We start from the raw sequence: 22,261 nt of genomic DNA, 5'->3' as shown, positions 1-22,261 counted from the left end.
AATCTGTCAGCTGTCATCTGTTCGTCCACCCCCTGTCCACGCCCCACCCGCTCCGACGGCCGCGACCGGCCCGCTCCGCCCGCCCCATCCGCGCCCCGCCCACCCCGTTCGGCCCACCACCGCCCGCCAAGCTCCGCCCCCGCCCCGCATGCTGGGGCAGGAGGTGCGGGGGCCGAGGCGCCGAAGACTCGGGGGTTCCCGAGCAACGACCAAGCTGCGAGGACAGACGCCATGAAGCAGACCTCCGTGACCACCAACGCCCCCTGCTGGACGGAGCTGGGCACCTCAGACCCGCCCGCCGCCCGGGCCTTCTACACCGAGCTCTTCGGCTGGCAGGAGGACCACAGCGCCCGCCCAGGGGACGGCGACTACACCCAGATGCTGGTCGGGGGCGCCCCGGCCGCCGCCATCACCCCGCGCTACGCCCCGCAGCAGCCGATCGCCTGGACGGTCTGCATCGCGGTCGCCGACGCCGACGCGACCGCCGCGAGGATCAAGGAGTCCGGCGGCCGGATCCTGAAGGACCCCACCGACGCGTTCGACTTCGGCCGCTTCTCGGTGGCCGCCGACCCGTCCGGCGCCGTGTTCATCCTCTGGCAGGGCCGCTCCTTCAAGGGCGCCGGCGTGTTCAACGAGCCCGGTTCGCTCGGCTGGGCGGAACTGCTCACCCGCGACCCGGCCGGCTCGCTCGCCTTCTACCCCGCGGTCTTCGGCTGGGACGTCGCCCCGTCCGAGAGCTACCCCCAGTGGCGGCTGGACGGCCGGGACTTCGGCGGCGTGCTGACGATGGACGACCGCTTCCCGCCGCAGGTGGCCCCGCACTGGCTGCCGTACTTCGCGGCCGCCGACGCCGACAACACCGTCAGCCGGGCGGCGGCGCTCGGCGGTGACGTGCTGATGCCCGCCACCGGCACGCCGGGCGGCCGACGGATCGCCGTGCTGCGCGACCCCCAGGGTGCGGCGTTCGGCGTCTACACCGCCGGCGCCGAGGGCTGACCGGCACGCCGCAGGGCGCGCGAGCGACGCCACCCGGCCACCGCCACCCCGGCCGCCCCCGCCGTGACGGCCAGCGCGCCCAGCGGCACCACGTCGCCGACCCGGTCGTACCAGGTCAGCGTCCCGGGCGCGGTGAGCGGAAGCCGGACGGTCAGCGCCCCGGTGCCGTCGGTACCGAGCCGGGCGAGCTCCCGGCCCTGGGCGTCGAAGGCGGCCGAGACCCCGGTCAGCGAGGCCTGCACGGCCGGCCGGCCGGTCTCGGCGGCCCGGATCGCCGCCAGCGAGACGTGCTGCTCGGGCGCCCAGGTGTGCTGGAAGGTCGAGGTCGAGGACTGGTAGACCAGCACCCGGGCGCCGTCCCGGGCGGCGGTGCGGCCCATGTCGGGGAAGGCCGACTCGAAGCAGATCAGCGCCCCGACGGGCAGCGGCGCACCCGCCCGGTCGGTGGCGGCCAGCAGGTGGAAGGACGTGCCGGGTGCCCGGTTCTCGCCCGCGGCCCGGCTGACCCCGGCGATCCAGCCGAGCATCGGCCGCAGCGGGATGTACTCGCCGAACGGCACCAGCCGGATCTTGCGGTAGCGGTCCACCACGCCGGTGGGGGAGACCAGCACCGCGTCCTTGGAGATCGGCCCGTCGGCCTTGCGGGCGTCCTCCCCGGCGACGACCTCGGCGCCGGTGGCCGCGGCGAGCCGGCGCAGCGCGTCCAGCGCGGCCGGGTCGCGGTCCAGATCCGCGGCGGTGCTGCTCTCGCCCCACACGACCAGGTCCACCGGCCGGCCGACCAGTCCGGCGGTGATCCGCGCGCTCGCCTCGAACCGGGCCTGCGGGTCCTCCACGATGCCGGGCTGGACCAGCGCCACGGTCACCGCCCCGTCGCCGGCCGGCGCCGCACGCAGCGCGAACAGCAGCGGGCCGCACGCCAGCACCAGCACCACGGACCCGGCGGCGAGGGCCCGCGGCCGCCAGTGCACCGCGGTCAGCGCGATCAGCACCCCGGTGTTCACCGCCGCCACCGCCGCGCTGACCAGCCAGATCCCGCCGGCCGAGGCCAGCCCGAGGATCGCCGGGTGCTGCCACTGGGTGGCGCCGAGCAGCGCCCACGGCCCGCCGAGCGCGGGCCAGGACCGTGCGTACTCGGTGGTCACCCAGACCGCCGGCACGACCAGCAGCGCCAGCGCCGCCCGACGGGCGGTCAGCCGCGGGTGCAGCAGCCGGTGCACGGTGTACCCGACGGCGCTCTGCAGCGCCCCGAACAGCACCGCGAGCACGGGCAGCCCCGGCCCGATGGACGGGACCAGCCAGTACATCGCGGTCAGGATGAACCCCGAGCCGAACCACCAGCCGCGTACCGCCGCCTCCCGGCCCGACGGCGCCCGCTGCATCAGCAGCAGTCCGGGGACGAGCGCGACCCAGGCCAGCCAGGCCTGCCCGGGCGCGGGGAAGGCGAGCACCGGTACCGCTCCGGCCGCCAGCGCACCGATCCGCGCGCGGTACCGGTGCGGCGCGTGGGGCTCCCGTTCCTCGGCGGCAGGCGTGCTCAGGGGCGGGCTGGCGGGAGCGGAGCGACGCGGCATGACCCGTATTGTCCGCTGGAAGGGCGTACACCACCAGTACGTTGATCAGCCGAACGGGTGACGGAAACATGATGTCCGGAACCAGTGGCCTCGGCCGTACCAATGGACGCGATCGAACTGACGAGCCGGTCCGCCGACGCACCGCCACACCGGCCGACGCACCGCCACACCGGCCGACGGACGGCCACACCGGCCGACGGACGGCCACACCGGCCGGCGAACCCGGGGCGGGCCGGCGAACCCTGGGCGGGGCCGGAGGACTGAGAGCCCTGGCCCCACCTCGCCCCGCCCGCGCGTGCGGGCTCAGCCCTCGCCGCCCTCCAGGTCCCCCTCGGTCTCCAGGAACGCGGCCTGCAGCTGCTGGATCAGCTCCGGGTCCGGCTGCTCCCACAGCCCGCGGCTCGCCGCCTCCAGCAGCCGCTCGCTGATCCCGTGCAGCGCCCACGGGTTGGCGCCCGCCAGGAACTCCCGGTTGACCGGGTCGAGGACGTACTCCTGGGTCAGCTTCTCGTACATCCAGTCCGCGACCACGCCCGTGGTGGCGTCGTAGCCGAACAGGTAGTCCACCGTCGCGGCCATCTCGAAGGCGCCCTTGTAGCCGTGGCGGCGCATCGCCTCGATCCAGCGCGGGTTGACCACCCGTGCGCGGAAGACCCGGGCGGCCTCCTCGGTCAGGGTGCGGGTGCGGACCGTCTCCGGGCGGGTCGAGTCGCCGATGTAGGCGGTCGGCGCCTTGCCGGTGAGGGCGCGCACGGTGGCCACCATGCCGCCGTGGTACTGGAAGTAGTCGTCCGAGTCGGCGATGTCGTGCTCGCGGGTGTCGGTGTTCTTCGCGGCGACGGTGATCCGCTTGTACGCGGTCTCCATCTCCTCGCGCGCCGGGCGCCCGTCCAGCCCGCGGCCGTACGCGTAGCCGCCCCAGACCGTGTACACCTCGGCCAGGTCGGCGTCGGTGCGCCAGTCCCGGCTGTCGATCAGCTGGAGCAGGCCCGCGCCGTACGTGCCCGGGCGGGAGCCGAAGACGCGGACGGTGGCCTTGCGCTCGTCGCCGTGCACCGCGAGGTCGGCCTGGACGTGGGCGCGGACGAAGTTCTGCTCGTCGGGCTCCTCCTGGGCGGCGGCCAGGCGCACCGCGTCGTCCAGCAGGGCGACCACGTGCGGGAAGGCGTCCCGGAAGAAGCCGGAGATGCGCAGCGTGACGTCGATGCGCGGGCGGCCCAGCTCGGCCGGCGGGATCGGCTCCAGGCCGGTGACCCGGCGCGAGGCGTCGTCCCAGACCGGGCGGACGCCGAGCAGGGCGAAGGCCTCGGCGATGTCGTCCCCGGCGGTGCGCATCGCGCTGGTGCCCCAGAGCGAGAGCCCGACCGAGGGCGGGTAGGCGCCGTCGTTGTCCGCGCGGTAGCGCTCGACCAGCGAGGCGGCGAGGGCCTGGCCGGTCTCCCAGGCGAGCTTGCTGGGGACGGCCTTCGGGTCGACGGAGTAGAAGTTGCGGCCGGTCGGCAGCACGTTGACCAGGCCGCGCAGCGGCGAGCCGGAGGGCCCGGCCGGGACGAAGCCGCCCTGCAGCGCGTGCAGCACGGCGTCCAGCTCGTCGGTGGTGGCGGCCAGGCGGGGCACCACCTGGGTGGCGGCGAACGCGAGGACCCGGTGCACGGCCTCGGGCCGCCCGGCGGCGACCTTCTCTACCGCCTCGGGCGCCCAGTCCTCGGCCTCCATCGCCTCGACCAGGGCGCGGGCCTCGGCCTCGGCCGCGTCGGTGGCGCCCAGGGTCAGCGCCGCCTCGTCCAGCCCGAGCGCCTCGCGCAGGCCGGGCAGGGCGCTGACGCCGCCCCAGATCTGCCGGGCGCGCAGGATGGCGAGCACGATGTTGACCCGGTCGGCGCCGGTCGGGGCCTGGCCGAGGACGTGCAGACCGTCGCGGATCTGGGCGTCCTTGACCTCGCAGAGCCAGCCGTCGACGTGCAGCAGGAAGTCGTCGAAGCCGTCGTCCTCGGGGCGCTCGTCCAGGCCGAGGTCGTGGTCGAGCCTGGCGGCCTGGATCAGGGTCCAGATCTGGGCGCGGATCGCCGGCAGCTTGGCCGGGTCCATCGCGGCGATGTTGGAGTGCTCGTCCAGCAGCTGCTCCAGGCGGGCGATGTCGCCGTAGGAGTCGGCGCGCGCCATCGGCGGGACGAGGTGGTCGACGAGCGTGGCGTGGGCGCGGCGCTTGGCCTGGGTGCCCTCGCCCGGGTCGTTGACCAGGAAGGGGTAGACCAGCGGCAGGTCGCCGAGGACGGCGTCCGGGCCGCACTCGGCGGACAGCGCGGCGGTCTTGCCGGGCAGCCACTCCAGGTTGCCGTGCTTGCCGAGGTGGATCACCGCGTGGGCGCCGAAGCCGCCGTCCTCCCGGGCGGCCTCGATCCAGCGGTAGGCGGCCAGGTAGTGGTGGCTCGGCGGCAGGTCGGGGTCGTGGTAGATGGCGACCGGGTTCTCGCCGAAGCCGCGCGGCGGCTGGATCAGCACGAGCAGGTTCCCGGAGCGGATCGCGGCCAGCACGATGTCGCCGTCCGGGTTCTGCGAGCGGTCGACGTACAGCTCGCCGGGGGCCGGGCCCCAGTGCTCCTCGACCCGGTCGCGCAGGCCCTGCGGGAGGGTGGCGTACCAGCGGCGGTAGTCGGCGGCGGGGATGCGCACCGGGTTGCGGGCCAACTGGTCCTCGGTGAGCCAGTCCTGGTCGTAGCCGCCGGCCGCGATCAGGGCGTGGATCAGCGCGTCGCCCTCGTGGCCGCCGTCGCCGTCCTCGAACGAGGGGAGGTCGTCCCCGAGGTCCATGCCCTCCGCGCGCAGCCGCTCCAGCAGCCGTACCGCGCTGGCCGGGGTGTCCAGGCCGACGGCGTTGCCGACCCGGGCGTGCTTGGTCGGGTACGCGGACAGCACCAGCGCGAGGCGGCGCTCGGCGGCCGGGACGTGCCGCAGCCGGGCGTGCTTGACGGCGGTGCCGGCCACGCGGGCGGCGCGCTCCGGGTCGGCCGCGTAGACGGTGAGGCCGTCCTCGTCCAGCTCCTTGAAGGAGAACGGGACGGTGATCAGGCGGCCGTCGAACTCCGGCACCGCGATCTGGGTGGCGGTGTCGAGCGGGGACAGTCCGTCGTCGCTGCCCTCCCACTGGGCCCGCGACCAGGTGAGGCAGAGCGCCTGGAGGATCGGGCGGTCGAGCGCGGCCAGCGCGCCCGCGTCCCAGGCCTCCTCGTCCCCGCCGGCCTGGGCGTCGGCCGGGCGGGTGCCGCCGGCTGCGAGCACGGTGGTGACGATCGCGTCCGCCTCGCCGAGTGCGGCCAGCAGCTCGGGCTCGGCACCGCGCAGCGAGGCGCAGTAGTAGGCCCGGGCCTGGGCGCCCTGGTCCTCGACGGCCCGGCAGAGGGTCTCCACGAAGGCGGTGTTGCCGCTCATGTGGTGGGCCCGGTAGTAGAGCACCGCCACCGTCGGGCCCTCGGACGTACGGGCTTCGCGCTCCAGCGGGCCCCAGGCCGGGGCGGAGGCGGGCGGGGCGAAGCCGTGGCCGGTCAGCAGCACGGTGTCGGAGAGGAAGGCGCCCAGCTCGGCCAGGTTGGCCGCGCCGCCGTGGGCCAGGTAGGCGTGCGCCTCGGCGGCGATGCCGGCCGGGACGGTGGACAGTTCCATCAGCTGGGCGTCGGGGGCCTGTTCGCCCGTCAGCACGACCACCGGGCGGGGGCCGGCCAGCAGTGAGTCCAGGCCCTCCTGCCAGGCGCGGCGTCCGCCGAGCAGGCGGACGACGACGAGGTCGGTGCCCTCCAGCAGCGCGGGCAGGTCCTCGGGGGTCAGGCGGGCCGGGTTGCCGAGCCGGTAGCGGACCGGGCCCTCGGAGGCCCGGGCACTGAGCAGGTCGGTGTCGGACGTCGACAGCAGCAGGATCATGCGAAGGCCCTCCCGGCCTCGTCGGTGGCCGGGGTGGCCGGGATCTGGGCCGGGTCGGCCGCGCGGTCGACCGGGGTGGTCGTGGCGGCGGCCTGGTCGGCCGCGGAGACGGCCGGAACGACCGTGGTGGCGGCCGAGGACGCGGGCGCGGGCATGCGACAGCGCTGGAACATTTCTGCCTTCCTCGGGGTCCGCGCCCCGGGCCGGTGGAGGACGGCAGGAGTTCCTGGCTCCCGCGGCCACCGGGCTACCGGTGAACCGCGGTCACAGTGGCGGGACCGCACCGGGTTCGCACCGGTTTCCTCCCCTGCGCCGTCGCTGGCGTTCGGACGGCCCGCGGGGGACCGTCCGCCAGCATCGTACGGGGTACGGCTGACCTGGGGGAGAGTGAGCTTTCGGACGTCCGGTTCGCGAGGCAGGTGGCGGGGCGGGCCGCGGGACCGGTGGCGGGGCCGGGGTGCGGGCGGGCTCGGGGCCGGGGTGCGGGTGGGCTCGGGGCCGGGATGCGGGCGGGCACGGGACCGGGTGCGGGCCGGGTGTGACGCAGCAGGCGGAGGCAAGCGATCGGATCATCTGTATGCTCGCCGCCATGCCACCGACACCCGACGCCACCGCGCCGGGCGCCGCAGGACCCGACCGGGAGGTGCCCGACCGGGGGCGTGCGGACGCCTGCCCCGGAGCGCTTCGTCTGCATGCGGCCGACGACGGCGCCCTCGCCCGGATCCGCCTGCCCGGCGGGCTTCTGACGGATCGTCAGGCGCTCGCACTGGCCGAGGCGGCCGAGGCCCTCGGCGACGGCGAACTGGAGACCACCTCGCGCGGCAACGTCCAGTTGCGCGGCCTGGCCCCGCACTGCGCGTCCGAGCTCGCCGACCGGTTGCGCGCCGTCGGACTGCTGCCCTCGGACACCCACGAGCGGGTCCGCAACATCGTCGCCTCCCCGACGGCCGGGCTGGACGCCGCCGACGGCACCTCCGGCAGCCGCGGCAACGCCGATGTGCAGGCCTGGGTACGGGAGTTGGACGCGCGCCTGTGCGCGAGCGACTGGGCGGCCGGGCTCTCCGGCAAGTTCCTGTTCGCGCTGGACGACGGGCACGGCGACGTCGCCGCGCTCGACGCCGATGTGACATTGATCGCAGGCCCGGACGGCACCCGGCTGCTGCGCCTCGGGCGCGACGACCACGGGCACCCGGTCGAGGCCGGGCGGGAGGTCACCGCCGTCCTGGACGCGGCCCGCTCCTTCCTGGCAGCGCTGCGGACGAACGGACGCAAGGCCTGGCACCTGCGCGAGGTCCCCGAACTGCTGCCGGCCGGCTCGGTACCGCTGTCCGCCTTCGCCGGTGCCGCGCCCGCCGTCGGCGCGCTGCCCGGCGGACTCTCGGTGGGACTGCGCTTCGGCCGGGCGAGCGCCGGACAGTGGCGGACGCTGGTCGCCGCCTCGGCCGGTGAACTGCGGCTGACCCCCTGGCGCGGGGCGGTCCTGCCCGGCGCACCGGCCGACCGGCTGCCCGCGCTCGCCGCGGCCGGCTTCCGCACCGAGCCGGGCTCGGCCTGGGAGCGGGCCACCGCCTGCACCGGACTGCCGGGCTGCGCCAAGTCGCTGGCCGACGTCCGTACCGACGCGGCCCGGGCGTTGGACGCCGGTGCCGGTGCCGGTGCCGGTGCCGGTGCCGGTGCCGGGCCGGCTGGTGCGGTGCCCGCCCGGCCGCCCGTCCGACTGCCTGTCCGACTGCCCGTCCACTGGTCGGGCTGTGAGCGGCGCTGCGGCCATCCCGCCGGGCGGTGGGTGGACGTGCTGGCGACGGGGCGCGGCTACCGGGTGACGGTGAACGGCGCCGCCGCCGACGCGGCGGATCCCCGGGCGACGAGCGTCGGCGCGACGAGCATCGATGTGACGAGCATCGACGTGACGAACGAGGAGATGGCCGAGGCGGTCGCCGAGGCCAGGAGGACCACGAAGTGATCGAGTACGAGAAGGACGGCGCGTCCATCTACCGCCAGTCCTTTGCCACCATCCGCGCGGAGGCCGACCTGGCCGCCCTCCCGGCGGACGTCTCCCAGGTCGCGGTGCGGATGATCCACGCCTGCGGGATGGTCGACCTGGTCGAGGACCTGGTGTACTCGCCCGGCGTGGTCGCCTCCGCGCGCGCCGCGCTGCGCGCCGGTGCGCCCATCCTCTGCGACGTCAACATGGTCGCGAGCGGTGTCACCCGCAAGCGGCTGCCCGCCGACAACGAGGTGATCTGCACCCTCACCGACCCGTCGGTGCCCGAACTCGCCCGGGCGATGGGCAACACCCGCAGTGCCGCGGCCATGGAGCTGTGGCTGCCCCGGCTGGAGGGTGCGGTGGTCGCCGTCGGCAACGCGCCGACCTCGCTGTTCCGGCTGCTGGAGATGATCGAGGCGGGCGCCCCCCGACCCTCCGCGGTGATCGGCGTCCCGGTCGGCTTCATCGGCGCCGCCGAGTCCAAGCAGGCCCTGGCCGAGCACCCCTCCGGCCTGGAGCACCTGGTGGTCCGCGGCCGGCGCGGCGGCAGTGCGATAGCCGCTGCCGCCATCAACGCGATTGCGAGCGAAGTAGAGTGACGGAACCTCAGAAGGTCACGGGTCGGCTGTACGGCGTCGGGCTCGGCCCGGGCGACCCGTCGCTGGTGACCGTCCGCGCCGCCGAACTCATCGGCAGGGCCGACGTGGTGGCCTACCACAGTGCCCGGCACGGCCGGTCGATCGCGCGGTCGATCGCCGAACGGTACCTGGCGGGTGGGCAGATCGAGGAGAAGCTCGTCTACCCGCTCACCGTCGAGACCACCGACCACCCGGGCGGCTACCGGGGCGCGCTGGACGAGTTCTACGAGGAGGCCGCCGCCCGGCTGGCCGCCCACCTGGACGCCGGGCGCGACGTGGTGGTCCTCGCCGAGGGCGACCCGCTCTTCTACGGTTCCTACCAGCACATGCACAAGCGGCTGGCGCACCGCTACCCGACCGAGGTGGTGCCGGGCGTGACCTCGATCAGCGCGGCCGCCGCCCGGCTCGGACAGCCGCTGACCGAGGCCGAGGAGACGCTCACCGTCATCCCCGGCACGCTGCCCGAGGAGGAGCTGACGGCGCGGATCGCGGCTGCCGACTCGGCCGTGGTCATGAAGCTGGGGCGCACCTTCCCGACCGTCCGCCGCGCCCTGGAGCGGGCGGGACGGCTGGCCGACGCGCAGTACGTCGAGCGGGCCTTCATGGCGGGCGAGCGGATCGCCCCGCTCGCCGAGGTCGACGACGAGACGGTGCCGTACTTCTCGGTCGCGGTGCTGCCGAGCAAGGTCGCGCCGCTGGAGCCGGAGGTCCGGCTGTCGGACGGCGTCGGCAGCGTGACCGTGGTCGGCACCGGGCCGGCCGGACCGCTCTGGCTGACCGCCGAGGCGCGCGGAGCGCTGTCCGAGGCCACCGACCTGGTCGGCTACACCACCTACCTGGACCGGGTGCCGGAGCGTCCGGGGCAGCGGCGGCACGGCTCGGACAACAAGGTGGAGTCGGAGCGCGCCGAGTTCGCCCTGGACCTCGCCCGGCGCGGGCACCGCGTCGCGGTGGTCTCCTCGGGCGACCCGGGGGTGTTCGCGATGGCCACCGCGGTCCTGGAGGTCGCCTGTGAGGAGGCGTACCGGGACGTCCCGGTACGGGTGCTCCCCGGGATGACCGCAGCCCACGCCGCCGCCTCCCGGGCCGGCGCCCCCCTGGGGCACGACTACGCGACGGTGTCGCTCTCGGACCGGCTCAAGCCCTGGGACGTGGTGGCGAAGCGGTTGCGGGCCGCGGCCGAGGCGGACCTGGTGCTCGCGCTGTACAACCCGGGCTCGAAGTCCCGGACCACCCAGGTCGGCCTCGCCCGGGACCTCCTGCTGGAGTACCGGACGCCGGAGACCCCGGTGGTGATGGCCCGCGACGTCGGCGGCCCGACCGAGCGGGTGCGGATCGTCCGGCTGGGCGAACTCGACCCGGCGCTCGTCGACATGCGGACCATCCTGCTGATCGGCTCCTCGCAGACCCGGGCGGTCGAGCGGGGCGGCGGCGTGGAGGTCGTCTGGACGCCGCGGCGGTACCCGGAGGAGTAGCGGGCGCCGGGTGACGGGCGACGGATGGCAGATGTCAGCCGACGGATGTCAGCTGACAGATGACGGACGACAGATGACAGCGAACAGATTTCATCATCTGTTCGCTGTCATCTGTCATTCGTTCGCCGTCCTCCGGCCGTCGCTCTCCGCTCCGCGGCCCCCCGCTACCGGGTCGGCTTGGTGATCAGCAACTCGGTGTTGTGGTCCGTGCCCGTGCCCAGCAGTGCCGTGGCGCGGCCGTTCGGGTCGTTGTACGACAGCTCGCGGTAGAGCGCCGCGAGGTTGGCGTCCGAGGTGCTGCCGAAGTCCGTCCCGTACGGTGCGGAGGACTCGATCAGCGTGGTGAACAGCGAGAGCGTGCCGTCCCCGTTGTCCGCGATCTCGATGATCCGCCCGTGCTGCGGGTAGTCGATGTGCGAGGCGGTGTTGATCTCCCAGAACGCCCGCTCCGGCACCGCGTGCCCGTGCGGCGTGATCTTGTTCATGTGGGTGTGCCCGTTCACCCACGCGACCACGTTCGGGTAGCGCTGGAGCAGCGCCACCAGCTCGTTGCCGTCGTGCCGCCCCTCGAAGATGTTGCGCGGGTCCGGCAGCAGGTTGCCCATCGTGCCGCTGGTGTGGTGGCTGAAGACGAGGACCAGCTCGTCCGTGCTCCCGCCCGTCACCTTGCGCCCGTCGGCGTCGTACCAGTGACCGCTGTGCGCCTGCAACTGCTGCTCCAGCCAGCGCAGTTGCGCGGTGCCCAGCGAACCGTCGGCGAACCCGGCCTGGTTGGTGGTGTCCAGGCTGATGCCGACCACCTTCTCCGAGATGCGGAAGGTGTAGTAGAGCTTGCCGCTGTTCGCCATGTCCGAGGTGAAGCCGTGCCCGTACGGGCCGGCGCCGGTGACCGCCGGGTTCAGGTGGGCCTTGGCGAACTCCTTGAGCGTGAACGGCCGGCGGCGCTCGTCCGGGGTGACCTTGCGCACCAGGTCGCCGCCGGCGATCAGCTTCGCCAGCAGCAGCACGGCGCCCGCCGGGTCGCGGCGCAGCGAGTCCATCAGCTGGGCGGCCGTGGCGTCGTCGCAGCCCTCCAGCTTGTACTGGCCGGTGTAGAGGTCGTTCAGCAGTCCGAGGTCCGGCAGCGAGCCCTCGATGCTGTCGTCGTGGTTGCCGACCGTGGTGTACCAGGGCGTGCGCAGGCCCGGCGCGTCGAAGGGACGTCCGGCGGCCGACAGGAAGCCGGGTATCTGCGGGAAGCCCTTCGCCTTGTAGCCGTCGCTGTAGGCGAGTTCGGGGTTCCAGTAGGCGGCGTTGCCGGAGTTCTGGACACCTTCGTAGCGGCCGAGGTCGCCGGTGCTCTGGGCGAGCCGGCCGCCGCCCATGACCTTGAGGTACCAGTCGAGTTCGGCGAGCTCGTGGTTGTCGGTGTTGTCGCCGGTGGCCATCACCATGCTGAACGGCATCCCGGTGTAGGGGCCGCCGGCGAGCGAGTTGACGCGCTCGACGAGGGCCGACACGCCGCGGGCGTTCAGGGCCTCCTGCGGCCGGTACGCGCTGCCGTTGAACTTGGCCAGGTACTCGAAGCGCACCGGGGACTCGGTGTCCACCAGGTGCAGGTCGCTGAACTGGACGAAGCTGGCCAGGCCGGTCCGGCGGTCGTCCCGCCCGGTGGTCGCCGGCGCCAGCTCGCCGCGCACCACCAGCGGCCAGCCGGGACCGGCCGTCAGCCGCTTGTAGCCGCCGGTGCCGACCGGCGTGGCCACCTGCTCCAACGTGGTCCCGGCGACCCTGACCGCCCGCGCGGCCGTCGTCGCCAGCGCCCGGTCGCGCGCCGCGGCCGAGGCGAACTGCGCGCCGCCCAGCGACAAGGCCGACCAGGCGGCAGCCACCGACGTACCGGTGAGGAACGTACGCCGACTCATCCCTGCCACAAAAACCCCCACATGCTGATGGCCCGGCGGGGCAGTCGACCCCGGCCGGGCCCACGTCTGTCATGAACCCGCTTCTGGCGGACCGCCAGATTACTCACTGGTAGGCGCGGCGGGCGAGGCCCGTGCGGAGAACTCTTCGGGAACGCGGGGCGGCCGCCCCTGCGCAGCTCCCGCACGAGACGCCTCCACGCCGCGCACGACGCGGCCCGCCACCACCCCCGGTCGGGCCCCGCCCGGCCCGGTGGGGGAAAATCGGCGACGGCGTCCGAGGTGGCCGCCGAGCGGAGCGGGACGGCGCGGGCGCTGTCGGAAACGGGGCGCAGGTGGCCGCAGCAGGAGCCGAGCCGGGAGTGGGAGCCGCGAACGGAGCGGCCGGAGCGGGCGGCCGGGCCGGCCAGCTGAAGAGCAGTGGCCTGCGGCCCGGCTGGACGACGGGCGCCTGCGCCACCGCCGCCACCAAGGCCGCGTACACCGCGCTGCTCACCGGGGAGTTCCCGGACTCGGTGGTCGTCACCCTCCCCAAGGGCCAGCAGCCCGCCTTCGCCCTCGCGGCCGAGGAGCTGACGACGGCTGAGGAGCTGACGAGGGCCGAGGAGCTGACGGGGGCCGAGGGGCCGGACGGCTCGACCTGTGCCGAGGGGCCCGCCGGCACCGACGGGTCGACCGCCGCGCAGTGGCCGGCCGCCGGAGGCGAGCGCATCGCCGCCATGGCCGGGGTGGTCAAGGACGCGGGCGACGACCCCGACGTCACCCACGGCGCGCTGATCCGCTCGACCGTGCGGTCCGGCGAGCCCGGTGCCGGCGTGGTGTTCCGGGCCGGTCCGGGGGTGGGGACGGTCACCAAGGCCGGCCTGCCACTGCCCGTCGGCGAGCCCGCGATCAACCCGGTGCCCCGGCAGATGATCCGGGACGCCGTCGCCGAGGTGGCCGCCGCGCACGGCGGCAGCGGAGACGTGGTGGTCGAGATCTCCGTCGACCACGGCGAGGAGATCGCCAGGTCCACCTGGAACCCCCGGCTCGGCATCCTCGGCGGCCTCTCCATCCTCGGTACGACCGGGGTGGTCGTCCCGTACTCCTGCTCGGCCTGGATCGACTCGATCCGCCGCGGGGTGGACGTGGCCCGGGCGGCGGGGCGTACCCACGTGGCCGGCTGCACCGGCTCGACCTCGGAGAAGGTCGCGGTCGCCGAGCACGGGCTGCCCGAGGACGCGCTGCTGGACATGGGCGACTTCGCCGGTGCCGTGCTCAAGTACCTCAAGCGCCACCCGGTGCCCCGGCTGACCATCGCGGGCGGCTTCGCCAAGCTGTCCAAGCTCGCGGCCGGCCACCTCGACCTGCACTCGGCGCGCTCCCAGGTGGACAAGGGGTACCTGGCCGAACTGGCCCGCCGCGGCGGGGCGGACGAGGTGCTGGCCGAGGCGGTCGCGGGCGCCAACACCGGCCTGGAGGCGGTGCAGTTGTGCCGCGCCGCCGGGGTGCCGCTCGGGGACCTCGTCGCCGAGGCGGCCCGGGCGACGGCGCTCGGCGTGCTGCTGGGCTCGCCGGTCGCGGTGGACGTCATCTGCATCGACCGCGCGGGCACCGTCGTCGGCCGCGCGGAGCCGCTGGGGCCGTGACGCCGCAGGACGGCGACCGCCGCCGGGGTCGTGACGCCGCGGGACGGCGACCGCCGCCGGAGCCGTGACATTGTCACGAGTGTCACGACGATGCGACAACATCACCTGGTGATGTGAAGAACTGACGCCCATACGGGATGAGAAACGGACAAATCGGGTACTGCATCGACCCCCGATTCTGTCGTCATCTCAGCCATGAGATATCGTCTGGCGAGTGACAGGCGACTACCTCACCCGTATCGGCACCCTCATCCGTACCGCGCGCCAGCACCGGGGCTGGTCCCAGGCGCAGCTCGGAGAGGCTCTCGGAACCAGTCAGAGCGCGGTCAACCGCATCGAACAGGGCAAGCAGAACGTCAGCCTTGAGATGATCGCCCGCATCGGGGAAGCCCTCGACAGCGAGATCGTCTCCCTCGGCTACTCCGGCCCGATGCACCTGCGCGTCGCCGGCGGCACCCGGCTCTCCGGCGCGATCGACGTCCGCAGCAGCAAGAACGCCTGCGTGGCGATCCTCTGCGCCTCGCTGCTGACCACCGGCCGCACCACGATCCGCAGCGTCGCCCGGATCGAGGAGGTCTACCGCATCCTCGAGGTGCTCACCAGCATCGGCGTCAGAAGCCGCTGGATCAACGAGGGCCGCGACCTCGAACTGACCCCGCCCGCCGAGCTGGACCTCGCGGCGATGGACGTCGAGGCCGCCCGCCGCACCCGCAGCGTGCTGATGTTCCTCGGCCCGCTGATGCACCGCGCCCAGCGCTTCGCCATCCCGTACGCGGGCGGCTGCGACCTCGGCACCCGCACCGTCCAGCCGCACCTGACCGCGCTGCGCCGCTTCGGCCTGGAGGTCGCCACCACCGGTGGCGCCTACCACGCCTCGGTCGAGCCGGGCACCCCGCAGGACCGTCCCATCGTGCTGACCGAGCGCGGGGACACCGTCACCGAGAACGCCCTGCTGGCCGCCGCCCGGCACGACGGCGTCAGCGTCATCCGCAACGCCTCGCCCAACTACATGGTCCAGGACCTCTGCTTCTTCCTGGAGAAGCTGGGCGTGAGGATCGAGGGCATCGGCACCACCACCCTCACCGTGCACGGCGTCCCGGAGATCACCTGCGACGTCGACTACACCCCGGCTGAGGACCCGGTGGAGGCGATGAGCCTGCTGGCCGCCGCCGTCGTCACCTCCTCCGAGCTGACCATCCGCCGGGTGCCGATCGAGTTCCTGGAGATCGAGCTCGCGGTCCTGGAGGGCATGGGCCTCGACTACGACCGCACCCCCGAGTATCGCGCCCACAACGGCCGCACCCGGCTCGTCGACCTCACCGTGCGCCCCTCCAAGCTGACCGCGCCGATCGACACCATCCACCCGATGCCGTTCCCCGGCATCAACATCGACAACGTGCCGTTCTTCGCCGCCATCGCCGCGGCCGCGCACGGCACCACGATGATCCACGACTGGGTGTACGACAACCGCGCGATCTACCTGACCGAGCTGACCCGCCTCGGCGCCGACGTCAAGCTCCTCGACCCGCACCGCGTGCTGGTCCAGGGCCCCACCCGCTGGCGCGCCGCCGAGATGGTGTGCCCGCCGGCCCTGCGCCCCGCCGTGGTCATCCTGCTCGCCATGCTCGCCGCCCAGGGCACCTCCGTGCTGCGCAACGTCTACGTCATCAACCGCGGCTACGAGGACCTCGCCGAGCGCCTCAACTCCATCGGCGCCCGGATCGAGACCTTCCGCGACATCTGACCGGCCGACGTGCCACTGACCAGCCTCAGCCGTCGAGGCCGGTCAGCAGCACCGCGACCTCCAACCCGGTGTTCAGGTAGTCCACGAACACCGGGTTGTTCAGCGCCCAGGGCGAGCGTCGCTCCCGGACCAGCCGGACCGCCTCGCCGCACTCGTACCCGAGGCCGACCAGTGCCTGCGCCACCACCAGGCCCGAGCGGTTGTACCCGGAGTGGCAGCGCACCAGCGTGCGCCGGCCCCGGCGGACGGCGGACGCGGTGAGCTCCGCCGCCTCCTGGACGGCGAGCAGCTGGCCGGGGGAGAGCGGGCCGTCGGGCACCTCCCGGACGACGTGCTCCACCCCTGGCGCCGGGCCGTGCCCGGGGAGCGTGAACAGGCTGACCACCAGGTCGAACTCCGCCCGCACGGTCGCGAGTTCCAGCTCGCCGCCGGGCGGGGTGTAGTAGTGCCCGCCCATCCAGAGTCCGGGGACGATCTCGTTCCAGGGCTCGGACGGCCCGGGAGTCTCGCGTTCCTTCTGGCGGGTGCGCACTGCCTGCTCGTTCCTTGCTCTCGGGTGGCTGCTCGGTGCTGCTCGATGCTCTTTTTTCGGCGCCGTTCGGCGCTCTTCGCCGCTACTCGCCGGTGGTGCCGTCGAGGCGTTCGCGGAGCGTCCAACGACTCCGCGGCGGCGACGAGTTCCCTGGCGTGGTCGCACTCGCGACGCCAGATCGCGAAGGCCTCGTCGGGGTCGGCGGTGTCGGTGTCGAACTCGGCGAAGGAGCCGTCCGGGTGCTACCGGAAACCGGGTGCGCCTTCGTCGTCGAGGACGTTGCGGAACCAGCTGCGCTCCACCTCGGCGAGGTGGCGGGCAGGACCGAGCAGGGAGAGCCCGGACGGCTCCAGCGCGGCCCGCCCCGCTTCAGCCGCGGCCCAGCCCGGCCCGGGCGGCCTGGTGGGAGCGTCAACGGCCTTGCCCTCTAACGCAGTTGCTCCAGCCAGTGCAGCGCGCCCGGGACGTCGGGTGTGACCGGGACGCCGTCCGGCACCGGTGGGCGCTCCACGATGATGACGGGCAGGCCGAGTCCGCGGGCGGCGGTCAGCTTGGGGGCGGTCGCGGCGCCGCCGCTGTCCTTGGTGACCAGGACGTCGATGCCGCGCCCCCGCAGCAGCGCCTCCTCGCCCTCGATCGTGAACGGCCCGCGGTCCAGCAGGACTTCGCACGAGGGCGGCAACGGAGGCTCGGGCGGGTCCACCGACCGGGCGAGGAAGTGGACCCCGTCCAGGTGGGCGAAGGCGGCGACGCCCTGCCGGCCGATGGTGAGGAAGACCCGTTCCCCGCGCCGGGGCAGCAGTTCGGCCGCCGCGGCGAGGGAGGGGGCGGGGAGCCAGCGGTCGCCGTCGACCCGGGTGAAGCCGGGGCGGCGCAGCACCAGCAGGGGGACGCCGGTGGCGGCGGCCGCGAGGGCGGCGTTCCGCGAGATTCCGGCGGCGAACGGGTGGGTGGCGTCCACCACCGCGTCCACGCGTTCCGTGCGCAGCCAGTCCGCCAGTCCCTCCGGCCCGCCGAAGCCGCCGATCCGCACCTCCCCGGCGGGCAGCCGGGGCCGGGCGACCCGGCCGGCCAGCGAGCTGGTGACCCGGAGCGCGGTCGGGGCGAGTTCGGCGGCCAGCGTCCGCCCTTCGGTGGTCCCGCCGAGGATCAGGACGTGCCGCATCAGGCGCCGCAGGGCTCGTGCGGGCGCTCGCGGTCCGCCGAGTAGAGGTGGCTGTCGCGGAACTGCTCGGCGGCCAGCGTGCGGCCGACGATGATGACGGCGGTGCGGACCACGCCCGCCGCCTTGACCTGCTCGGCGATGTCCCCGACGGTACCGCGCAGCACCAGCTCGTCGGGGCGGCTGGCCATCGCGACCACGGCGGCCGGGCAGTCGGCGCCGTAGTGCGGGAGCAGCTGCTCGACCACGTCGTCCACGTACGAGGCGGCCAGGTGCAGCACCAGCAGGGCGCCGCTGCGACCGAGGGTGGCGAGGTCCTCGCCCTCGGGCATCGGGGTGGCGCGCTTGGCGATCCGGGTGAGGATGACGGTCTGGCCGACGGTCGGGACGGTCAACTCCCGCTTCAGCGCCGCCGCGGCGGCGGCGAAGGCGGGCACGCCGGGGACCACCTCGTACGGCACGCCGGCCGCGTCCAGGCGGCGCATCTGCTCGGCGACGGCGGAGAAGACGGACGGGTCGCCGGAGTGCAGCCGGGCCACGTCCTGGCCGGCCTCGTGGGCGGCGACCAGTTCGGCGGTGATCTGGTCCAGGTTGAGCTGCGCGGTGTCGATCAGGCGGGCGCCGGGCGGGCACTCGTCCAGCAGCTCGCGCGGGACCAGGCTGCCCGCGTACAGGCAGACCTCGGCGCGGGCCAGGATGCGCTGGCCGCGCAGGGTGATCAGGTCGGCCGCGCCCGGGCCTGCTCCGATGAAGTGAACGGTCACGAGGCGTTCTCCTGAGGGGTGTTGAACACGGCGGCGTCGGGGTCGGCGATGTCTGGGTCGGCGGTGTCGGACTTGGCGGTGTCGGGCTTGACGGCCGACCACTGGGTGACCGGCATGGCCTGGCGCCACCCGGTGAAACCGCCCACGGGGACGGCGTGGGCGACGGAGAGTTTGACGAGCTCCCCGCCGTGGCGCCGGTACCACTCGGTCAGCAGCGCCTCGGACTCCAGCGTCACGGTGTTGGCGACGATCCGGCCGCCGGGGCGCAACGCGGACCAGCAGGCGTCCAGCAGACCGGGCGCGGTGAGGCCGCCGCCGATGAACACGGCGTCGGGGGTGGGGAGTTCGGCGAGCGCGGCGGGAGCGGGGCCGGTCACCACACGGAGCCGGGGCACCCCGAGCGCGGCGGCGTTGCGGGCGATCCGCTCGGCCCGCACCGGGGCGCGCTCGATGCTGACGGCCTGGCAGTCGCGGTGGGCGCGCAGCCACTCGATCGCGATCGAGCCCGAGCCGCCGCCGACGTCCCAGAGCAGTTCGCCGGGGGACGGGGCCAGCGTGGCGAGGGTCGCGGCGCGGACGTGCCGCTTGGTGAGCTGGCCGTCGCTCTCGTACGCGGTGTCGGGCAGGCCGGGGACGACGGAGGTGCGGGGGCCGTCGCCGAGGTCGACGGCGATGACGTTCAGCGGGTCGCCGGGCGGGTGCGGCCAGCCGTCGGCGGGGCCGTCCAGGTGGCGTTCGGAGGGGGCGCCGAGCTGTTCGAGCACCCGCAGGTGGGCGGTGCCGTAGCCGCGGGTGGTGAGCAGTGCGGCGACGGCGGCCGGAGTGGCGGCGTCGGCGCTGAGCACCAGCAGGCGGCGGCCGGGGTGGAGGGCGAGGGCGAGCGAGTCCAGCGGTCGGCCGACCAGGCTGACGACCTCGGTGGCCTCCAGCGGCCAGCCGAGCCGGGCGCAGGCGTAGGTGACGGAGGAGGGGTGCGGCAGGACGCGCAGGCGTTCGGCGCCGACGGTCTCGGCGAGGGTGCGGCCGATGCCGTAGAACATCGGGTCGCCGCTGGCCAGCACGGCGATGCGGCGGCCGGCGTGGGCGGCGACCAGCCCGGGGACGGCGGGGCGCAGCGGGGACGGCCAGGGGACGCGTTCGGCGGTGACCTCGTCCCGGGGGAGCAGGTCCAGTTGGCGGGGCCCGCCGACGACGACCTCGGCCTCCCGGAGCGCGGCCCGGGAGCCGACCGCGAGGCCGGGCCAGCCGTCGGCCCCGATCCCGACGACGGTGATCGGGGGTGGCAGCTCGGGCACCGGGTGGCTCCTCGTCGATCGATGGGCCGATGAGCAGGAAAACTCACTGGCCGGGGCAGCCTACCTGGCGGTCTGTGGGAGGTTCGGTGGCGGATGACAACCGACAGGCGGCAACCGACGGCCGACGACCGACAAGTGACAGGCGACAGATTCCAGATTTCAGATGACAGGTGACAGATGACAGCGAACAGATTTCAAACTCTGTTCGCTGTCATCTGTCACCCGCCTCCCAGTCCCCCGACTCGATCAGCGCCGGCTGCTCCCGCAGCCGCGCCTCGGCCCTCGGTCCGGCGAGGTAGACCCAGGCCTCGCGCGGCTCGCCCGTCGCCGTCCGCACCGTCAGCCGTCGCCGCACATACAGCCCGGTCCCGTCTGCCCGGCAGTCCTCCAGCCGGTCCAGCGCCTCCAGGGCTCCGGCGTACGCGCCCGGGCGTACGGTGACGAGCTCGCCCAGGATCCGGCGCCCGGGCGCCGGATCCGCAACCGCGTACGGGAAGCCGGGGCCCTCGTGCAGCGCGGCGCCCTCCAGTACCGCCGGCCGGATCTCGGCGTACCGTCCGGCCAGGTGGACGGCATGATTGCGGCCGCCGCTGCGCAGAGTGCCGTACACGAAGAACGGCAGGGCCTCCTCGGATGCGGACACGGGTTCGACCTCCTCGTCGGGGAGCGCCCACGGTACGTCCTGCGGTCCGACTTCTGATACCGACTGGCGCGCCGGGCCGTCCATGCGCTGTCATGTCGGATGTTCGGCCAGCACCGTCCAAGGGGGACACGCATGACATCGCCCGCTTCACCCTCCCAACCGGCCGCTACCCCCGGCTCAGCTCCCGACACCCCCGACACCCCCGGCATCCCCGCCGCCACCGCCACCGAAGCGAAGAGCAAGGCCATGACCAAGGCAGCCCCGACCCCCACCCCGCCCACCGACGCGGGCCCCGCCGCCCGTCTCGGCGGCGCGGTCTGGCTCGCCCTCCTCGTGGTCTACGTCGTCTGGGGCTCGACCTACCTGGCGATCCGGATCGCCGTGGAGACGATGCCCTCCTTCCTCTCCGCCAGCGCCCGCTTCCTCACCGCCGGCCTGCTGCTGGCCGGCTACCTCCTGGTGCGCCAGGGCCCGGCCGGTCTGAAGGTGACCCGGCGGCAGCTGGCCTCCTCCGCCCTGGTCGGCCTGCTGCTGCTGACCGGCGGCAACGGCATGGTGGTCCTGGGCGAGACCTCCGTCCCCTCCGGCCTGGCCGCCCTGCTGGTGGCCGCGGTCCCCCTGTGGATGGTGGTGCTGACGGCGTTCGGCGGAGAGCGCCCGAGGCCCGCCGAGCTGGCCGGGGTGCTGCTCGGCCTGGTCGGCCTCGGCGTCCTGTCGGCCCCCGCGATCGGCGGGTCGATCGAGCCGGGCGGCGTGATCCTGATCATCGGCGCCACCCTGCTCTGGGCGACCGGCTCCTTCGTGAGCAAGAAGATCCCCATGCCCGGCAACGTGCTCGCCGCGAGCGCCTTCCAGATGCTGGCCGGCGGCCTCGGCAACCTGGTGGTCGGACTGGGCCGCGGTGAACAGCACGGGCTGGACCTCGGGGCGATCTCCGGCCGGTCCTGGCTGGCCCTCGCCTACCTGGTGCTGTTCGGCTCGCTGCTCGCCTTCACCGCGTACGCCTGGCTGCTGCGCGCCGCGCCGCTGACCCTGGTGGCCACCTACGCGTACGTGAACCCGGTGGTCGCGGTGCTGCTGGGCTGGCTGATCCTGGCCGAGCCGCTGACCGGCCCGACCCTCGCGGGCGGCGCGATCGTGGTGGCGGGCGTCTGCCTGGTGGTGAGCGTCAGCCGGCGGCGTCCGGGCCGCTCGTCGAGCGCCGGGAGTCCGGCCCGCCGGGAACGTCAGCCCCGCCGGGAACGTCAGGCCGGCTGAACCGGCTGAACCGGCCGAACCGGCCGTCCCGGCTGAACCGGCCGTCCCGGCCTTCCGACCGGGACGATCCCCCTGGCCTGCCGCCCGACGTTCGGCTCAGAAGGAGTGCGGCGCCCTGCCCGTCCACCAGTTGCCGGGAGCGTCCGGGTCGCGGCTGGTCCAGAACTCGATGATCGCGTTGGTGAACTCGGCCGCGGAGAGCACGCCGTCGCCGTCGGTGTCGAGGTGGCGGAAGGCCTCGTCGGCGTCGTCGCGGGAGAGGCCGGCGAAGTGGCCGCGCTGGAAGACGAAGAACTCGCCGGCGTCCACCGTCCCGCTGCGGTCGGCGTCGGCGACGGCGAGGAAGGCGCGGGCGAGTGCGCCGAGGATGTCCTGCGCGGCCTCCGGGTCGTCGGCGAGCGAGCCGGTCGAGGCGACGAACTGCTGGCGGGTGATCGCCTCGGTGCCGGCGGGCAGCCGGGCGAGGTGCAGGTCGTGCCAGGTCGTCAGGTAGGCGCGCACTATCACGGCCTCCGCCTCGGAACCCTCCTGGTGGCCGAGCGAGCGGGCCACCGAGAGGCCCATCAGGACGTGGTCCCGCTCGGTGAGCAGGCCGTCGCCGTCGGCGTCGAGGTGATCGAAGCCGTGGTTGATCTTTGCGATGAGCAGGTCGTCCGACAAATGTGCCCCCTCGGTTGGTGATTCCTTGCCCGGGTCTCCTACGTCACACCGCCTGCACGCTAGCGCCTCGAACCGGAGCGGCGCAGCCGA

17 protein-coding genes and 1 riboswitch are annotated in these 22,261 nt (G+C 74.3%); of the genes, 7 read left to right on the top strand and 10 right to left on the bottom strand.

The window, feature by feature from the left end:
• Nucleotides 1-231 precede the first annotated feature (231 nt).
• Entirely contained in the window at nucleotides 232-996 is a 765-nt protein-coding gene (locus ACWDBB_RS08190) for a VOC family protein (RefSeq protein ID WP_449788782.1), read from the top strand.
• Here ACWDBB_RS08190 and lnt read toward each other — a convergent pair.
• From lnt to ACWDBB_RS08175, 3 genes are all read right to left on the bottom strand, one after another.
• Complete coding sequence (gene lnt / locus ACWDBB_RS08185; RefSeq protein ID WP_449788781.1) at nucleotides 972-2,570, bottom strand: apolipoprotein N-acyltransferase; 1,599 nt, start codon at nucleotides 2,568-2,570, stop codon at nucleotides 972-974. The two genes, ACWDBB_RS08190 and lnt, sit on opposite strands and share 25 nt — an antisense overlap.
• A gap of 303 nt (nucleotides 2,571-2,873) precedes the next feature.
• Complete coding sequence (gene cobN, locus ACWDBB_RS08180; protein ID WP_449788780.1) at nucleotides 2,874-6,485, bottom strand: cobaltochelatase subunit CobN; 3,612 nt, start codon at nucleotides 6,483-6,485, stop codon at nucleotides 2,874-2,876.
• Complete coding sequence (locus ACWDBB_RS08175) at nucleotides 6,482-6,658, bottom strand: hypothetical protein (RefSeq protein ID WP_449788779.1); 177 nt, start codon at nucleotides 6,656-6,658, stop codon at nucleotides 6,482-6,484. The genes cobN and ACWDBB_RS08175 overlap by 4 nt, the downstream gene beginning before the upstream one ends.
• Before the next feature lie 47 nt (nucleotides 6,659-6,705).
• A riboswitch (cobalamin riboswitch) is annotated at nucleotides 6,706-6,790 on the bottom strand.
• Nucleotides 6,791-7,062: 272 nt separating this feature from the next.
• Here ACWDBB_RS08175 and ACWDBB_RS08170 point away from each other — a divergent pair.
• From ACWDBB_RS08170 to ACWDBB_RS08160, 3 genes are read left to right on the top strand one after another with little or no spacing between them, the layout of a single operon-like run.
• Entirely contained in the window at nucleotides 7,063-8,448 is a 1,386-nt protein-coding gene (locus ACWDBB_RS08170) for a hypothetical protein (RefSeq protein WP_449788778.1), read from the top strand.
• Nucleotides 8,445-9,071 carry a precorrin-8X methylmutase gene (locus ACWDBB_RS08165; protein WP_449788777.1) on the top strand — a complete coding sequence of 209 codons (627 nt, stop codon included), beginning with the start codon at nucleotides 8,445-8,447 and terminating at the stop codon, nucleotides 9,069-9,071. Before ACWDBB_RS08170 ends, ACWDBB_RS08165 begins: the two co-directional genes overlap by 4 nt.
• The gene (locus ACWDBB_RS08160) at nucleotides 9,068-10,585 is read left to right on the top strand and encodes a precorrin-2 C(20)-methyltransferase (RefSeq protein WP_449788776.1); all 1,518 of its coding nucleotides are present in this window, start codon (nucleotides 9,068-9,070) and stop codon (nucleotides 10,583-10,585) included. The genes ACWDBB_RS08165 and ACWDBB_RS08160 overlap by 4 nt, the downstream gene beginning before the upstream one ends.
• Nucleotides 10,586-10,749: 164 nt before the next feature.
• Here ACWDBB_RS08160 and ACWDBB_RS08155 read toward each other — a convergent pair whose 3' ends face one another.
• Complete coding sequence (locus tag ACWDBB_RS08155; RefSeq protein ID WP_449788775.1) at nucleotides 10,750-12,489, bottom strand: TIGR03767 family metallophosphoesterase; 1,740 nt, start codon at nucleotides 12,487-12,489, stop codon at nucleotides 10,750-10,752.
• A 359-nt stretch (nucleotides 12,490-12,848) separates the two neighbouring features.
• Between ACWDBB_RS08155 and ACWDBB_RS08150 the strand changes: the two genes are divergently transcribed.
• Both ACWDBB_RS08150 and ACWDBB_RS08145 read left to right on the top strand, forming a co-directional pair.
• Nucleotides 12,849-14,114, top strand: coding sequence for a cobalt-precorrin-5B (C(1))-methyltransferase (locus ACWDBB_RS08150; RefSeq protein ID WP_449788774.1), 1,266 nt, complete (start codon nucleotides 12,849-12,851; stop codon nucleotides 14,112-14,114).
• Between the two features lie 214 nt (nucleotides 14,115-14,328).
• The gene (locus ACWDBB_RS08145; protein ID WP_449788773.1) at nucleotides 14,329-15,858 is read left to right on the top strand and encodes a UDP-N-acetylglucosamine 1-carboxyvinyltransferase; all 1,530 of its coding nucleotides are present in this window, start codon (nucleotides 14,329-14,331) and stop codon (nucleotides 15,856-15,858) included.
• Between the two features lie 25 nt (nucleotides 15,859-15,883).
• Here ACWDBB_RS08145 and ACWDBB_RS08140 read toward each other — a convergent pair whose 3' ends face one another.
• The 5 genes from ACWDBB_RS08140 to ACWDBB_RS08120 form a co-directional block, all read right to left on the bottom strand.
• Nucleotides 15,884-16,390, bottom strand: coding sequence for a protein-tyrosine phosphatase family protein (locus ACWDBB_RS08140; RefSeq protein ID WP_449788772.1), 507 nt, complete (start codon nucleotides 16,388-16,390; stop codon nucleotides 15,884-15,886).
• Between the two features lie 427 nt (nucleotides 16,391-16,817).
• The gene (locus ACWDBB_RS08135) at nucleotides 16,818-17,555 is read right to left on the bottom strand and encodes a cobalt-precorrin-6A reductase (RefSeq protein ID WP_449788771.1); all 738 of its coding nucleotides are present in this window, start codon (nucleotides 17,553-17,555) and stop codon (nucleotides 16,818-16,820) included.
• A complete protein-coding gene (gene cobM / locus ACWDBB_RS08130) occupies nucleotides 17,555-18,316 on the bottom strand; it encodes a precorrin-4 C(11)-methyltransferase (RefSeq protein WP_402408476.1) in 762 nt (253 codons plus the stop codon). The genes ACWDBB_RS08135 and cobM overlap by 1 nt, the downstream gene beginning before the upstream one ends.
• A complete protein-coding gene (gene cbiE, locus ACWDBB_RS08125) occupies nucleotides 18,313-19,611 on the bottom strand; it encodes a precorrin-6y C5,15-methyltransferase (decarboxylating) subunit CbiE (RefSeq protein WP_449788770.1) in 1,299 nt (432 codons plus the stop codon). Before cbiE ends, cobM begins: the two co-directional genes overlap by 4 nt.
• Nucleotides 19,612-19,822: 211 nt before the next feature.
• Nucleotides 19,823-20,254, bottom strand: a complete 432-nt coding sequence (locus ACWDBB_RS08120) for a gamma-glutamylcyclotransferase family protein (protein ID WP_449788769.1) — start codon at nucleotides 20,252-20,254, stop codon at nucleotides 19,823-19,825.
• 246 nt (nucleotides 20,255-20,500) lie between these two features.
• On the opposite strand from ACWDBB_RS08120, the gene ACWDBB_RS08115 reads away from it, so the two are divergent.
• Nucleotides 20,501-21,511, top strand: a complete 1,011-nt coding sequence (locus tag ACWDBB_RS08115; protein WP_449788768.1) for an EamA family transporter — start codon at nucleotides 20,501-20,503, stop codon at nucleotides 21,509-21,511.
• Nucleotides 21,512-21,607: 96 nt separating this feature from the next.
• On the opposite strand, the gene ACWDBB_RS08110 is transcribed toward ACWDBB_RS08115, so the two are convergent.
• Nucleotides 21,608-22,171, bottom strand: a complete 564-nt coding sequence (locus ACWDBB_RS08110) for an EF-hand domain-containing protein (RefSeq protein ID WP_392875545.1) — start codon at nucleotides 22,169-22,171, stop codon at nucleotides 21,608-21,610.
• Nucleotides 22,172-22,261: the final 90 nt, after the last annotated feature.

This window comes from Kitasatospora sp. NPDC001095 (assembly GCF_053598615.1).
This window is presented reverse-complemented; position numbering and strand designations above follow the sequence as displayed.

Excerpts from the sequence above, each read along its gene's own strand:
- ACWDBB_RS08170 (WP_449788778.1), top strand. The coding sequence starts at position 7,063 with ATGCTCGCCGCCATGCCACCGACACCCGACGCCACCGCGCCGGGCGCC.
- lnt (WP_449788781.1), bottom strand. The coding sequence starts at position 2,570 with ATGCCGCGTCGCTCCGCTCCCGCCAGCCCGCCCCTGAGCACGCCTGCC.
- cobN (WP_449788780.1), bottom strand. The coding sequence starts at position 6,485 with ATGATCCTGCTGCTGTCGACGTCCGACACCGACCTGCTCAGTGCCCGG.
- ACWDBB_RS08115 (WP_449788768.1), top strand. The coding sequence starts at position 20,501 with ATGACCAAGGCAGCCCCGACCCCCACCCCGCCCACCGACGCGGGCCCC.
- ACWDBB_RS08190 (WP_449788782.1), top strand. The coding sequence starts at position 232 with ATGAAGCAGACCTCCGTGACCACCAACGCCCCCTGCTGGACGGAGCTG.
- ACWDBB_RS08175 (WP_449788779.1), bottom strand. The coding sequence starts at position 6,658 with ATGTTCCAGCGCTGTCGCATGCCCGCGCCCGCGTCCTCGGCCGCCACC.
- ACWDBB_RS08155 (WP_449788775.1), bottom strand. The coding sequence starts at position 12,489 with ATGAGTCGGCGTACGTTCCTCACCGGTACGTCGGTGGCTGCCGCCTGG.
- ACWDBB_RS08135 (WP_449788771.1), bottom strand. The coding sequence starts at position 17,555 with ATGCGGCACGTCCTGATCCTCGGCGGGACCACCGAAGGGCGGACGCTG.